General features: G+C 42.9%; 10 protein-coding genes, 1 tRNA gene and 1 pseudogene. 7 read left to right on the top strand and 5 right to left on the bottom strand.

The features are described from left to right. Positions 1-12 precede the first annotated feature (12 nt). The 3 genes from nirD to A0128_RS01460 are packed head-to-tail and all read right to left on the bottom strand — an operon-like array spanning position 13 to position 4,165. Positions 13-381 carry a nitrite reductase small subunit NirD gene (gene nirD, locus A0128_RS01470; RefSeq protein WP_069609037.1) on the bottom strand — a complete coding sequence of 123 codons (369 nt, stop codon included), beginning with the start codon at positions 379-381 and terminating at the stop codon, positions 13-15. Between the two features lie 20 nt (positions 382-401). Further along, positions 402-2,924 (bottom strand): nitrite reductase large subunit NirB, encoded by a 2,523-nt coding sequence (gene nirB, locus A0128_RS01465; RefSeq protein ID WP_069605902.1) that lies wholly within the window; start codon positions 2,922-2,924, stop codon positions 402-404. Between the two features lie 26 nt (positions 2,925-2,950). After that, the gene (locus tag A0128_RS01460; RefSeq protein ID WP_069605901.1) at positions 2,951-4,165 is read right to left on the bottom strand and encodes a nitrate/nitrite transporter; all 1,215 of its coding nucleotides are present in this window, start codon (positions 4,163-4,165) and stop codon (positions 2,951-2,953) included. 426 nt (positions 4,166-4,591) lie between these two features. Here A0128_RS01460 and A0128_RS01455 point away from each other — a divergent pair, with 426 nt between their 5' ends. Together A0128_RS01455 and A0128_RS01450 are read left to right on the top strand one after the other, a co-directional pair. Next, entirely contained in the window at positions 4,592-8,122 is a 3,531-nt protein-coding gene (locus tag A0128_RS01455; protein WP_069609036.1) for a nitrate reductase, read from the top strand. Positions 8,123-8,275: 153 nt separating this feature from the next. Next, a complete protein-coding gene (locus A0128_RS01450) occupies positions 8,276-9,922 on the top strand; it encodes an alginate export family protein (RefSeq protein WP_245667221.1) in 1,647 nt (548 codons plus the stop codon). 243 nt (positions 9,923-10,165) lie between these two features. Here the strand turns inward: A0128_RS01450 and A0128_RS22305 are convergent. Continuing rightward, positions 10,166-10,355, bottom strand: a pseudogene (locus A0128_RS22305) (hypothetical protein). Here A0128_RS22305 and A0128_RS01445 point away from each other — a divergent pair. Together A0128_RS01445 and A0128_RS01435 are read left to right on the top strand one after the other, a co-directional pair. Next, positions 10,342-11,883, top strand: a complete 1,542-nt coding sequence (locus tag A0128_RS01445; protein ID WP_069605899.1) for a DEAD/DEAH box helicase — start codon at positions 10,342-10,344, stop codon at positions 11,881-11,883. The pseudogene A0128_RS22305 and the gene A0128_RS01445 overlap by 14 nt on opposite strands. Positions 11,884-12,308: 425 nt before the next feature. Next, the gene (locus A0128_RS01435; protein ID WP_245667220.1) at positions 12,309-13,565 is read left to right on the top strand and encodes a formylglycine-generating enzyme family protein; all 1,257 of its coding nucleotides are present in this window, start codon (positions 12,309-12,311) and stop codon (positions 13,563-13,565) included. 2 nt (positions 13,566-13,567) lie between these two features. Here the strand turns inward: A0128_RS01435 and A0128_RS01430 are convergent, their stop codons facing one another. Then, the gene (locus A0128_RS01430) at positions 13,568-14,365 is read right to left on the bottom strand and encodes an SDR family NAD(P)-dependent oxidoreductase (protein WP_069605897.1); all 798 of its coding nucleotides are present in this window, start codon (positions 14,363-14,365) and stop codon (positions 13,568-13,570) included. Between the two features lie 159 nt (positions 14,366-14,524). Here A0128_RS01430 and A0128_RS01425 point away from each other — a divergent pair, with 159 nt between their 5' ends. The 3 genes from A0128_RS01425 (at position 14,525) to A0128_RS01420 (ending at position 15,380) form a co-directional block, all read left to right on the top strand. Further along, positions 14,525-15,163: a DUF2889 domain-containing protein gene (locus tag A0128_RS01425; protein ID WP_069605896.1), complete on the top strand. Its 639-nt coding sequence runs from the start codon at positions 14,525-14,527 to the stop codon at positions 15,161-15,163. Then, positions 15,153-15,329 carry a hypothetical protein gene (locus tag A0128_RS21980; RefSeq protein WP_156781745.1) on the top strand — a complete coding sequence of 59 codons (177 nt, stop codon included), beginning with the start codon at positions 15,153-15,155 and terminating at the stop codon, positions 15,327-15,329. Before A0128_RS01425 ends, A0128_RS21980 begins: the two co-directional genes overlap by 11 nt. Then, positions 15,309-15,380, top strand: a tRNA-Thr gene (locus A0128_RS01420). Before A0128_RS21980 ends, A0128_RS01420 begins: the two co-directional genes overlap by 21 nt. Positions 15,381-15,391: the final 11 nt, after the last annotated feature.

Raw genomic sequence — 15,391 nt, 5'->3', positions numbered from 1 at the left:
ATACCTCTTAACTCATTCTTTCGCTACCAAGGAAGAGTCGACTGCGAGATAAACCATTCCATCTTCCACTTTCACAGGGAAGGTACGAACCGTATAAGAATCTCCAGAGATACATTCTCCCGTTTTTAAAGAGAACGATCTTTTGTGCAATGGACAGGCAACCTTCGGTTCCCCTTTCGAGTCTCCGGTAAGTCCTCTGGATAAGACCATGTCTCCCGTATGCGGGCAGCGATTCTCACAAGCATACCACTCATCTCCTTGTTGGAAATGAAAAATTGCGATTTGTTCGTCTCCAACCTTGGCGCACGTTCCCCCATCTTGGGAGAATTCGGAGACCGGAGCGATTTCGATCCAAATTTTTTCTACAAACGCTGTTTCCATGAAAACTCCTTCCTCCTCTATTAAACTGAAATTTCTTCTTTTACCCAATCCACAGGACGGATTTGACCGCGTTCTTCGATGAACTGAACGTTTGCATCCGGCTGATCGCTGTTTACAAAGTGTTTGAATTTCTTTTGTTTTTCAGGATCATCCACAACGGCTTTCCACTCGCAGTGGTAACTGTCGACGAGCGTTTGCATTTCGGCTTCGAGTTGTTCGTTGATTCCGAGACGATCGTTGATGATCACGTCTTTGAGATAATCGATTCCGCCTTCCAGTTGTTTGAGCCAAGCTGCGGTGCGAGTCAACTTGTCCGCGGTTCTAATGTAGAACATTAAAAAACGATCGATGTATTTGATACAGGTGTCTTCGTCGATATCGGCGGCCAACAAGAGCGCGTGCTGCGGAGTAACTCCGCCGTTCCCGCCGACATAAAGATTCCATCCTTTTTCAGTAGCGATGATTCCAAAGTCCTTACTCTGCGCTTCTGCACATTCACGAATACAACCGGAAACTGCCGCCTTCAATTTATGAGGAGAACGAATCCCACGATAACGTTCTTCGATACGAATTGCAAAGGACGTGCTGTCTTGTACTCCGTATCTACACCAAGTAGAACCTACGCAACTCTTTACGGTTCTCATTGCTTTTCCGTAAGCGTGTCCACTTTCAAAACCTGCGTCCACGAGATCGCCCCAGATATCGGGAAGGTCTTCCATCCTTGCACCGAGAAGATCGATTCTTTGACCGCCGGTAATCTTGCAATAGAGATTGAATTTTTTTGCAACGGCTCCGATGACGATGAGTTTCTCAGGAGTGATTTCTCCGCCGGGAATTCTCGGAACAACGGAATACGTCCCACCTCTCTGAATGTTTGCTAAATACTTATCATTCGTATCTTGGATCTCTCTGTGTTTTTTATGTACGATCGTTTCGTTCCATAAACTCGCGAGAATGGAAGCAACCGCAGGTTTACACGTTTCGCAACCCAATCCTTTTCCACTGCTGGTCAGAACCTCTTCGAACGTTTTCAATTTTTTGACTTTGATCACTTGAAAGAGTTCTTGTCTGGAATAAGCAAAGTGTTCGCAAAGATGTTCGGTTACTACTTTTCCAAGCGCTTTCAATTCTCCTTTGAGAAGAGAGTTTACTTGCGGAGTACAACCGCCACAACCGGTTCCCGCTTTCGTACATTCTTTCAAGGAACCCATTTCCAGGCAGTCTTGATTTCGAATCGCGCTTAAGATGTCTCCTTTGGAAACGTTGTTGCAAGAACAGATCTTCGCTTCATCCGGTAAAGATCCGGCGCCAAACGACGATTCGGCGGAAACGGATCCGACGATAAGACTTTCGGGTTCAGCCGGAAGTTCGATCTTATTCAGATAGAGCGCAAGAAGATTGCCGTAAGCGCTCGCGTCTCCCACGAGAATTCCCCCCAGAAGAGTTTTTCCGTCTTCCGAGACTACTAACTTTTTATAAATACCCGTAAGAGGATTTTTGAATGCGATTGGTATATGTTTGGATTGGCCCAGCGCGTCTCCAAAAGAAGCGACGTCCACTCCGATCAGTTTTAATTTTGTAGAAAGATCGGAACCTGCATATTGTTTAGAAGAATCTGCCGTATAACAAAGATTATGCGCTACGATCTCGGCCATCTCGTATCCGGGAGCGACAAGACCGTAGATCATACCTTTGTGAAGCGCGCATTCTCCAATAGAATAGATTCCTGAAACATTCGTTTCCAAAGAATCGTTCACGAGAATTCCGCCTCTCTCGCCCACTGAAATTCCGGAAGACTTCGCCAACTCATCTCTCGGTCTGATACCCGCGGAAACAACGAGCATTTCCGTTTCTAAAACGGATCCGTCTACAAATTCCAAACCCGCAATGGAAGAATCTCCAAATGCCCGTTTTGTATTTTTTTCCAGATGAATCAAAACACCCAGCTCTTCGATTTTAGATTTAAGAATCGAAGAAGCCGCCTCATCCAACTGACGCGGCATCAAACGAGAAGCAAATTCGACGACGTCAGTTTTCAAATTCATATCGACAAGAGCCTTTGCAGCTTCCAAACCGAGGAGACCGCCGCCAAGCACGGTTGCCTTTTGAACAGACTTACCGTATTCTAAGATTTGTTCCAAATCCTCGATCGTACGATAAACAAATACCCCCTTTTTATCAATCCCTTCAAAGGTAGGGACAAAAGGAGCCGAACCGGTCGCTAAAACGAGTTTATCGAAATGATAAAAATCTCCGAAGGACGTTTCGATTTTTTTAGAAGTTGTATCGATCGATATCACCTTTTCTTTCAGGTGTAAGTCGATTTTATTTTCGGAATACCAATTCTCTTTAGAAAGATAGAGCGGGTCAACGGAACGATTGGTAAAATATTCGGAGAGATGTACTCGATCGTAAGCACGTCTAGGCTCCTCTCCGAATATTAGAATTTCATACTTTTCATTTCCGCCAAACTCGATAATCTTTTCGGCAAGACGATGTCCCACCATCCCATTTCCAATAATAACTAATTTTTGTTTCGACATTTTTATTTCTCCGGAAAAATTTTCAGTTAAGCGGATTCCATTCCCAAGTCCGCTTCGTCCGGAGATTTACTCCACACGTAGAAGTTCGTTCCGTATAAGACGGCCGCCGCAACGAGCACGATAAACGCAAGCGCGGTAAATCCGGCGGCATAAGTTCCCCAAGCAGACTTCAAAGAACCCAATAGATTCGGAACGAGAAAACCTCCGAATCCACCGAAAGCTCCGACAAAGCCGGTGATGATACCGATGTCCTTTTTAAAACGGGAAGGAACCAATTGAAAAACAGAACCGTTCCCCAAACCCAAACAAAGCATCAGAAGAACAAAAAGAGGTAAAATGACGCCTAACGCGGGAAGTGTCGAAATTCCAAAAAGAATGAGAGAAGCCGCGATCAAAACTACGATCAAAACAGAAGCTCCTCCAAATCGATCGGAAAGATAACCGCCAAACGGACGGACCATACTCGCACCAATAATACAATAGGTCGTGTAGAGTCCCGTGGTAACTTTATCCGCTCCATATTGGTCGTAGTAGAACATCGGAAGAAAACTCGCGAGTCCTACAAACCCACCGAATGTGATACTGTATAGAAAACTGAAAACCAGGGCGTCTCCGGATTTGATAGGAGCAAGATATTCCAAAATCGTCTTTCCGGAAGGTTTGATTTCGTCTTCTTTTGCAAAAAAGAAAAAGAATATAAACACTAAACTCATCGGAATCAACGCGAGTCCGAAAGCGGCGTGCCAACCGAAAGAACGCGCGATATCGGGAGCAAACAAGGTAGCAAAGACGGAGCCGCTATTTCCCGCGCCCGCAATTCCCATTACCAAACCTTGATATTTGGCGGGATAACTTCTACTTGCGAGAGGAAGTGCGACCGCAAAACTGGAACCGGCAACTCCGAGCAATAATCCGATTGCATAAACTTCAGTCATAGAATTTCCAAACTGCCATCCTAAGACCAGTGGGACCATCGTAACGAGCATTCCAATCAACGCAACCTTACGAGATCCAAAACGATCGGACAATAAACCCATCGGGATTCTAAGCAAGGTTCCGCCTAACAGCGGTATGGAGACCATCAATCCTTTTTGAGCCGGGCTCAATTTGAATTCCTCGGCAAGAAAAACGCCGAGAGCGGCTAAGAGCATCCAAACCATAAAGCTAAAATCGAAATAAAGAAAAGAGCTAAGTAAGGTTGGAAAGTGACCGGCAGATAAAAATTCTTTAAACTTTTTCATTTACAATTTTCCTTCTAAGTGTGCGAACTTTAAAGAGAAGTTCCCAGTTTATATAGAGCAAAAACCGTACCAGATCTAAGTTTTATTTAGAATCGCCATTTACCCTCAGCTTATGGGTGTTAAAACGCGGATTGGAAGAAATGTACTCGACTTGTTCGCATTTGAATTCCCTCAGTTCGCAAATTTGAATACACGTTATTCGCTGTTTATAAATTGGGCATTCGGTACATACTTGAGTATTTTTTCCATTTCGTTTATCAATCGAGACGATAAGAAGGCTTTGTTTCATTCGCGTTACAAGGATTGAAAAAATAAAAAATTGCTCGGAACTGCTCCCTTAGCATTGAGAAGGATCTACATTCGGTACTTCTTTTTTATAAATGAACTCAGTTTGATCTTTGGTATCATTCTTGCATAAGTTTGGAAGTGAATCATTCAGAGACGTATTCTACGACCTGTTCTTATTGTGGTGTTGGATGTGGAGTACTTGTACACAAACATTCCGATTATGAATTGAAAGTAGAAGGAGATCCAAGTCATCCCGCGAATCGTGGAATGCTTTGCTCCAAAGGAATGAACTTAAACTATTCCGTATTGGATCGTTCCGATCGTTTATTGTATCCGATGATGCGAAGCGATCGTTTTTCTCCGCAGATCAGAACGGATTGGGACTCGGCTCTCAATCGAGTTTCACAAGATTTCAAAAGAATCATTCAAGAACACGGGCCCGATTCGGTGGGCTTTTACGTTTCAGGGCAATTGTTAACCGAAGAATATTACGTAGTCAACAAGCTCGCAAAAGGTTTTTTAGGAACCAATAATATAGATACAAACTCAAGACTTTGTATGAGTTCAGCCGTTGTAGGTTATAAGATGGCCCTCGGTGAAGATAGCGTTCCTATCAGTTACGAAGACATAGAATTAGCTGATTGTTTTTTAGTCGCCGGTGCGAATCCCGCTTGGTGTCACCCGATTTTGTTTCGCAGAATCGAAGCAAGAAAACAATCCGATCCAAACGTAAAGTTAATCGTTGTCGATCCGAGAAGAACTGAGAGCTGCGAAGACGCGGATCTTCATCTTCAGATTCTTCCTGGAAGCGATATCCATCTCTTTCACGCGATAGCGAGAATTCTTATCGAACAAAACAGAATCGATTCCGAATTTCTAAAAAATCATACAGAAGGCTTTGAAGAATTAAAGCAAAAAGTTTTTTCGGTAAGCGTTGAGGAATGTGCGAAGTTTTGCAATATTCCCTCCGAACAAATTTACACAGCCGCCGAGATCATCGGAAACTCCAAGGGATTTCTTTCTCTTTGGGCTATGGGACTCAATCAAAGCGTGATCGGAGTCAATAAGAATCTCGCACTCCTCAATCTATCTCTTCTCACGGGTCAAATTGGAAAACCGGGTGCAGGTCCATTTTCACTTACCGGACAACCGAATGCAATGGGCGGTCGTGAAGTAGGCGGCCTTTGTAATCTTCTTCCTGCACATAGAAACTTAGCCGATCCGCAACACAGAGCCGAAGTAGCGCAATTCTGGGGAGTAAATTCCATCCAAGAAAAACCGGGATATAGCGCGACGGAAATGTTCGAACACCTTCGTAGCGGAAAGATGAAAGCGATTTGGATTATCTGTACCAATCCAACCGTAAGTCTTCCCGACGCTCGTCTTGTAGAATCGGGACTTCGTTTAGCGGAATTAGTCGTCGTTCAAGATATTTCCAAAGATTCTTCCGCGATCCCTTTTGCGGACGTGATTCTTCCTGCTGCGGGTTGGGCGGAAAAACAAGGAACGATGACAAACTCGGATAGAAGAATTACTTATCTCCCGCAGATCATAAATCCTCCGGGTGAAGCAAAACCGGACACTTGGATCCTCAATCAGTTCGCGATCAAGATGGGATTTCATTCTTCCTTTGCGTTTCAAGACGAAGGAGAAGTTTTTGACGAGCATTGTCGCTTAACAAAAGGAACTAACATCGATATCGCAGGACTAGATTATAATATTTTAAAGGAAAGAAGATCCGTTCAGTGGCCGTTTCCGACAAAGGATCACGGAGGCACCGAACGTTTATTCACGGATCATAAATTTTACCGACCTAATGGCAAGGCGAAGATTCACGCGGTGGATCCGGAAGATTCTTCTGAAAAAGCAAACTCAGAATTTCCTTTGATCTTAACTACCGGAAGAATCCGAGATCAGTGGCATACGATGACCCGCACCGGAAAAGTGCGTAAACTCAACGAACACAGACGAGAGCCTTTTTTGGAAATTCATCCTAAGGATGCAAAGGCAAGAAAGATCTTAGAAGGATCGATCGTTGAAGTTGCAAATGCAAGGGGAAGGGTTCGCGTAAGAGCGGCGATCACGGAAGACATCAAGGAAGGTGTAGTTTTTCTTCCGATGCACTGGGGAAAAAAACTGGGAAGAGACGATTCCCGCGCTAACAATTTGACGAGCGGAGCCTTTGATCCTTTTTCAAAACAACCCGGATTTAAAATTTCAGCGGTCAACGTTCGTATTTATCGAAAAGAAAAAGAAAAAATCCTCATCATAGGCGGAGGGAATGGAACCCTCGCGTTTCTAAAACACTATCGCGCCTTGGACAGCGAAAGCGAAATCACGGTTCTTTGTAAGGAAAAAAATCCGTTCTACAATCGAATCCTTCTTCCCGATTTGATCAGCGGTGAAAAAGAATTCGGCGATCTCATGGGGATCACGGAAGAAGAAATTCAATCTTGGAATTTTAAAATCCTTCCCGATACCGAAGTCTCTCAAATTCATCCGGAAGGAAAAGTTGTCAAAGACCTCGAGGGGAACGTATATTCCTACAACAAGTTGATTTTTGCTACTGGAAGCTCGCCTAACGTTCCAAGCACGATCAAAAAAGAAATGGAAGGAATCTTTTGTCTTCGTGCCAAAGAGGACGCAGAAAGAATCAAAGGATTTTTTGTAAGAGATTCTCACGTTTTGATCGTAGGCGGCGGATTACTCGGTTTAGAAGTCGCGGCCGCATTAAAATCTCTGCATGTACGAGTTACCGTTTTAGTTCGTACGGATCGGCTCATGTCGAAACAACTGGATCCGACCGCTTCTCAAATTCTAAAAGAAGAAATCGAATCCAGAGGAATCGAAATCATTTTTGAAACCGAAATCGCAAAGATCAAAGGAACTTCTAAGGTTCAAAACGTAAAACTTAGCAACGGTCAAATCATCGAACCGGATGGAATCGTTTTCGCTACGGGAACTTCCCCGAATCTTCAATTGGGAATGGCCGCCGGCCTTGATTGCAAACATGGAATTCTCGTAGATCCGTATCTTAGAACTTCCGATCCGGACATCTATGCAATCGGTGAAGTCGCTGAACACGCCTCCGGACTTTATGGAACCGTAGCGGCGACCGAAGATCAGTCCAAAATCGCGGCTCATCATATCTACGGTTACGCGTTCGATTTTTACAAAGGATCGGTTCATTCCAATCTTCTTAAGATTCCGGAATTGGATTTGGTTTCCCTTCGTTTAGCGGAAACTCCGATGGATATTTCAGAGGATCCCTCCGGAGAATACGAAGAGATCGTATTCTTAGATCGTAAAAAAAGAAAATATAAGAAATGCATTATAAAGGCGGATAAGCTGGTCGGAGCCATTTTGATCGGCGACAAATCCAATCTTCAAGAATTTAGAGAATTGATTTCAAGCGGTATAGAACTCGGAGAAAGAAGAGAACAACTTCTCTCCGGAACTTCGACTCCCAGAAAACCGGTGATTGGAAAATTAGTCTGCGCCTGCAACGGGGTCGGAGAAGGAAATCTCTGCGAAGAAATCAAAAACGGAATCAAAACAATAGAAGAACTTGGAAAGGCAACCGGAGCGGGAACCGGATGCGGAAGCTGTAGACCGGAAGTTTCCAAGATTCTAAAATCCAATTTAGTGACGAGTATAAGCGAAAAATGAATTTCAAAAAAATAAATTTTAAAGGGTCCGAAATTGAAATCTCACAAAACAAGAGCCGTAGCTCTTTTATTTCTCTCGTTTGTTTCCTTTTCTATCGCAATTCAAGCTCAGGAAAAAACGGAAGCAACACCATCTAACGTTCCAAACAACACGATTACGAGCCAACCTGCAACTCCTGAAAAACAGGAACCGATTCTTCCCAAAGAACCGAAAAAAGAATTACCTTGGTTTGAAACGATCAAATTCGGCGGTATGATACGAATTCGCCCGGAAGCGAAGTACAATTATGATTTTGATAGATTCAAAAATGATAATACTTCTTTTGTCGGCGCAAAAGCTCAGATCTGGTTGGAAAAAGACATTTCAGAAAAAACAAAAGTAAGAATCACTTTGCAGGATTCCGCGCTCTGGGGAGGAGAAAAAGGTTCCTATTCGGGTTTGGATACTGCAAACGATAACACAAGACAATCCGTCGGCATAAGAGAAGCCTGGATCGAATCTAAGGAATTATTGGGTCCGGTCACGTTACAGGCGGGAAGACAAATCCTAAAATACGGAGACGAAAGACTTGTTGGTGCGCTGGATTGGACGAACGTCGGAAGGAGTTTTAACGGATTTCGTTTTAAATTGGATCAAGAATTTTTTTCCTCACATGCATGGGTTATGATCGTAGGAGAACAAGATTCCGATATCGTCGGTAACAGTACTTCACTCGGTAAAAAAAATTCATTCCCGACTCAGTACAATTGTCCTGCTAATACGAACACTCCTTGTAAACTTTCGGCCGATATTCCGAAACAACAACAAGGCGATTCTACTTTCACCGGATTTTATAACACGATTAAATTCTCAAAACATCTTCACTTGGATGCGTATTACATCGGTCTCTATAAGAAATGGCTACCGCAGAATAATTCTACAATCCTTTTACTTGCAAATCCGGAAACGGTTCCTCGCGATTCCAGATACGATCAACTTCATACATTCGGATTCAGAATTTCTAATAAAACAACGAAGGATAAAAAATCGGAAACTCCGCTTGATTTCTCTTTTGAGTATTCGGCTCAAACAGGAAAAACCGGTTGGAACGTGACTCCGGGTTGGGACTCGTTAAACACAAACGTTTCCACCGTGGATCCTCTCACAGGACAGACCATTACTAAAAGTTTATATAAAGAAAGACAAGCTTACGACGCCTATGCTTACGCATTGGATATGGGTTATACCATCGGCTCATTTCGACTTGGTGCAGAGTATGACGTTGCCAGCGGAGATCCGAATCGCAAAGATGGTAAAGTTGCGACCTTCTCCAATTTATTTCATTCCAACCATATCTTTTATGGAGAAGCGGACCAAGTAAGTTGGGTCAACATGATCGGCAAGTCCGTAAATCTCACCTGGGATGGGGCCGAAAAAGGAAAGTTAAGACTCGCCTATTGGGTCGTGGATAAACAAAAACTTCAAGACGGTTGGTATGATATCACTGGAACTCTCAAAGAAGGCGCGAGCACGGAATCTTATACAAACGATCGTTTTAAGAATCCGTATCTACAAAGTGAGAAAGGCGCCGAATCACAAAGAGGAGTAGGAACGTTAGGAAAAAACTTATTCAGAGAAATCGATATGGTCTATACTCTCAAATACAAAGACATCATTTGGGCGTTGGGTTACAGTTGGATTTTTGCGGGCGATGCGATTCGAGGAAAAGTAAACGACGATTCGATTTCTCCCGAATTTAGAAAAACAAGTTTTCTACCTCAGGCTCAATTCGCATATCTTTCGATGACGGCTCAATTCTAAATCGATTCTGAAATAAACAATCTCTAAGAATCATCTCTAAACTCTTCCCGAATAGAGATGATTCTTCCGATCTCTTTCAATTATATAAGAATTTTTGAAGTTACCTGTGTAAGTAATTACGCTTCTTTGATCCATTCAGGAAAAATCTTCTTTTCTCCAATATTGTTTTGTTTGATGAATTCGAAAAATGGAATCAAAACGAAATTCTATCCGTTCTTTTGTCCTTGTAAAAATAGGCCATTTTTAAACTGTAGTAATACAGCGTGTCTTATCTACGCAGAGACACAAAATATCTCCTGATTCCAGCCTTCCTCTCGTTTTAATTGGCTTTTTGATCTTCCGGATAGTTCATCTTGAAAATTCAAAGTATTAGAGGTTCCCGGAATATGGGATGATTCAATACTTTGAAAGGAACATCTATGAAGAAACTCAAGTTTAGCGAACTAAACTTATCCACCGAAATCCAAAATGCAATTGCAGAAATGGGTTTTGAAGAAGCCTCTCCGATTCAATCGGATGCAATCCCGGTCATCCTAAAAGGAAAAGACATCATCGGACACGCGCAAACTGGTACCGGTAAAACGGCCGCATTTGCAATTCCAACGATCGAAATGTTGGAAGTAAATTCTAAAAGCCTCCAAGCATTGATCCTCTGTCCGACTAGAGAACTTGTAATTCAAGTCAGTGAACAATTTAGAAAGCTGATGAAATACAAAGGAAACTTCGAAGTCGTTCCGATTTATGGCGGTCAAGAAATCGACAGACAGTTAAGAGCTCTAAGAAAGAATCCTCAGATCGTAATCGCAACGCCGGGAAGAATGATGGATCACATGAGACGCGGTTCTCTACGTCTCGACGAAATCAAAATTGTAGTTTTAGACGAAGCTGACGAAATGTTGGACATGGGGTTTAGAGATGATATGGAAATCATCCTGAAAGACACTCCTGCGGAACGTCAGACAATCATGTTTTCCGCAACTATGACCGACGACATTTTGAATATGATGAAACGTTTTCAAAAAAGTCCTCAGATCATCGACGTTACTCATCAAAAACTAAGCGCTCCAAAAATCGAACAAATCTATTTTGAAATTCAAGAAAGCGCAAAAGGCGAAGCCCTCGCAAGATTGATCGAACACAGAAACATCAAACTCGCTCTCGTTTTTTGTAATACAAAAGCGCAAGTCGACACGTTAGTCGAATTATTAAAATCGCGCGGCTACTTTGCGGAAGGTCTCCATGGAGATCTCAACCAAAAACAAAGAGACAAAGTGATGAACGGTTTTCGAAACGGAACCGTCGAGATCCTCGTAGCAACCGACGTGGCGGGAAGAGGAATCGACGTAAACAACGTCGAAGCGGTTTTTAATTACGACCTTCCAAGAGATGGAGAAGACTACGTCCATAGAATCGGAAGAACGGGAAGAGCCGGTAAAAAAGGAATCGCATTCTCTTTTATCGTTGGAAAACAAATCTACAATCTCAAGAAAATCGAACGTGCAAACGGCGTAAAAATCGAACCTGGAAAAATTCCAACGTTAGACGATCTTGAAGAAACAAAAATCCATTCTTATACAACCAAGATCAGAGGTCTCGTAGACGGCGGTCACTTAAGCGAATACGTAAATCAGATCGAAAGATTGATGGGAACCGAATACACAGCTCTTGATATCGCAGCTGCCCTTTTCAAACTTACGATTCACAAGGATAGCGGAACCTTTGACGCGAGTGTTAAGTTCGAAGCCGAGCAACGTTTCGACGATAGAAAACCTTCACGTAAATCCGGCGGTTACAATCGTGATCGAAGCTATTCCGGAAGACCGAGTGGAGGTGGCGCGGGCGGAGGTTCACGTTCCAAGTTCGGGGGAAGTGGCGGCAGCGGAAGAAGCGCCGGAGGAGCCGGTGGCGGGGATCGAAATAAAAAATCAGGTCCTCCTCCTTACAAAGCAAAGAAGAAATAAGAACTTCTTAAACCAAAAAGAAACTTTCAAAACCTCGTCCTTACAAAGACGGGGTTTTTCTTTTTAGGAGTTCCTACAAAAAAATTCTTTGATTTCCGATTGAATCAAGATAAGAATCTTCGAAATCCTATGAGCAACGGACTTAAAGTCCGTAATCAAGTGTTTTTCAGAAGCCTATTAGTTTGTCGGAACAAGTGGATCGACCAAAAATCCTCTTGCAATCCTAAATCCGTCTCTAAAGACGAAATTCTCAAAATCCACTTTCCCCCTAAAATTCTCCTTTGAAGCGTACGATTTTTGCCGAAGATTTAAGAAGAATCCAAATCTTTCCGGAACGATTCGAGAATATGATCCGACAACGCATTCTTACATTTTCAAAATTGCTCATTCTTCTTTTTATTTTTTGGATCGGAACGGAATCGGCAATGCTCTTCCCTCAAGACCAAGAAGACCAATCTCTCAATTTGAGAATGGTGCCTTTCTGGAAAGGTGAAGTCGAAGCCGTCTACCGAGGAAAAGGAAAAGTAAAAATTCGAATTCGCAGAGGATCGGTTTTTTACGGAAAGGAAGAAGAGGAAATCAAAGCCATTCTCGCGAGAAAACAAGAGTATCCCGTTTTACAAACCAATCCCGAAAAGGAAATCGGCTTGTTCTCGATCCGCCAAATCTCTGTCGCTTATCAATCCACTTCTCGCGGAAGAAAAGCAAACGAAGTAGAACTCTTTGGATCTTTTACCGCAAACGCAGGCGTTCCGGAAAGTCTCCTTGCCGCAGGAACCTTTATCCAAGACTACAAACAAGAAGTTGCCTATGTGGAACCCGGAGCGTTTTTTACGGATGAAAGAAGAAGGACGAGGCCGATAAAACAACTCAGACATCCGAAAGATGGAAAAGAAATGGTTCTCGTTTCCGGCGGTTACGAACAAAACGGAGAATTGTTTTATGAGTCTATGGGATTTTTCTTACACGGACAAGGTAACGACGCATCCGAAGACACTTACAATCCGTTCTATTTTAAACCGGATCGTGGAAATCTCCAGGACGTCTCCTCGTTTTACATAGATAAATACGAAGTTACAAATCAAGAATATTCAAAATTCTTAAAAGAGACGAATAACCCGCCGCCTCCGCATTGGCCGAACGGAATCTATCCCTCCGGAAAAGAGCATCATCCGGTGAACGGACTTACTTACAGAGAGGCGGAATCGTACGCGCGTTGGTCCGGCAAACGACTTCCCACTGAAATGGAATGGGAAAAGGCCGCAAGAGGAACCGGAATTACTTGGATGATCAATCGGGATGAGTCGTATTCTTTTTATCCCAATCCTCTCGAATATCCTTTTGGAAACGATTTTGACCCCGTTCTTTGTAATACGATCGAAAGCAAACGTATGGATACGATCGGAGTTTACGAACTCGCAAAAAAATCGGCGAGCCCTTACGGAGTGATCGGAATGTGTGGAAACGTCGCGGAATGGACGAGCTCGGATTATCTTCCTTACAAAGGACATTCTCTCAAAAGAAGCGCGTTCGGAAAAATGCACAAGGTAATTCGCGGCGGTTCTTTTTCTTCCAACAAAGAAGAATCAACGTCCTACCACAGATCCTTCGGCGGAATTCCCAATTTAAAAACGGACCGAAGAGCCGGCATCCGTCTTGTCTGGGATCTTCCGGGAAGATAAGATTAAGTTACTCTCGCTCTTCTCAAAAGTTTATCTAAAAGAGAAGGCGAAAATCTACTGACCCAAAACGCGAACAATTCTCTAAATTGAGAAGGATAACAATCTCTTTTACCGGACTCGATCGCTTTTAAAATTCTTTCGGCAACCACTTCCGTTGAAAGTCCGTTCTTAATTCCTTCATCCATAATTCCATAAGCAGAACCGTCTGAAGACAACGCCTTGACTGAAATGTCCGTTTTAACATAACCCGGAGATACTGTCATAACGTGCATCCCACTGTCGAAAGTTTCCAGTCGAACGCTGTCCATAAAAGCCTGCACCGCGTGTTTGCTCGCCGCATAACCGGAGCGATATTGCGTAGCGAATCTTCCTTGAAGCGAAGAGACTGCAACAAAATGACCTTGATTTTGTCTGAGTTCCGTTTCACAGAGTTTGAAAAGATGTACAAGAGGATAGAAGTTTACGTCCATTAGACTTTCATAAACTTTCATCTCGGTCTCTCTTGCGAGGGCCCTCATGCTGATTCCGGCGCTATGGATGATCCCGTCGATGCGTCGAACTTTCTTTCTAAAATCTTCCGTAATCTTTTTGAGTTGAGAAGAATCGGAAACGTCGCCCGGAAGAGGAATGATTTTATCCGGATAAGCGGCTTCATTTTTTAACTCTTTTAAAAGTTCTTTTCTACGTGCGAGAGCGCCGACAATGGCTCCCTTTCTGTTAAGTTCCAAAACGAGCGCCTTTCCGATTCCCGAACTGGCGCCGGTTACCATAAACGATTTTTCTAAAAAGAAGGATGTCATATCTAAGCCGGACTGAAGATAATAGGAAACGTAAAAAAAGCAATTGAAAATAAGCCTAAAAAATTCTTTAGGGAATCGAGTGTTTTAAAAAGATGAACCAATAAGAATTTAGAGCATACTTTTTCTAGAAAGGATTCTTTCGAATATTGCAAGGTTTGGATAAATATGTTACAGGAAATCAAAGATAGAATTCGTTTTAGGAATACGGATTTTCAAAGAAACTACGAAAGTCGATACTATTGGTTTCCGGAAGAATCTCCTCCATTTTGTATCATAGAAGTAAACCAATACGATCCTTACCACGATATGACTCTTTATCTCGAAGTGGATTTGACTACGATGAAAATCGTAAAGTCCGGAGTGGAAGAAAAACGGGTTCCTTACGAAACCTGTCCGGTCGCGATTCGAAATTACGATTACTTAGTCGGCGAAGAAATGTCTTATACAAAACTGATGAATCATTTTCCAGCGGATAAAACCTTAGGCTGTCTTCATATCAACGAGTTGATTCAAAATGCCGCGATGAATTTTCATTCAGCCTACGCTTTCTATCTAAAAGAAAGAAACTTTCCCGCACAATTCGACGAATATAAAATGTATGAAGGCGATCTTCCCGCTCGAGAAAGAAGGGAAATCGGGCGTCACTGGTGGATGAAAGACAGAGGAGTTAAGAATTCCTGTTATTCGTTTTCTTCCCGTCACGAAAAACCGGAACTCAAAGAACAAGTGAAACCTCTTGACAGCATCACAGCAATGATGGTAAAAGAATTCAAGAAGTCGAGAAAAGATGGATCTTAAGAAAGAATGTCCCGTTTGTCATCTATCTTCTGAAGTAGTTTACGTCCACGGACACGGTCAGTGCGGTTTTTGCAAAACGAACATCGAACCCTGTTGTTCCGGAGATTGTAGCGAAGATCTTTCTTTTCTCGAATGGAATCATTCCGCCCGCTTAGCTCAGGGGTAGAGCATTTCCCTCGTAATGAAAAGGTCGCCGGTTCAATTCCGGCAGCGGGCTATTTCTAAAAC

The sequence above is a fragment of the Leptospira tipperaryensis genome (assembly GCF_001729245.1).
Lineage (GTDB): Bacteria > Spirochaetota > Leptospiria > Leptospirales > Leptospiraceae > Leptospira > Leptospira tipperaryensis.
Note: the sequence above shows the minus strand (reverse complement) of the source record. Positions and strands in the feature narration are given on the sequence as shown.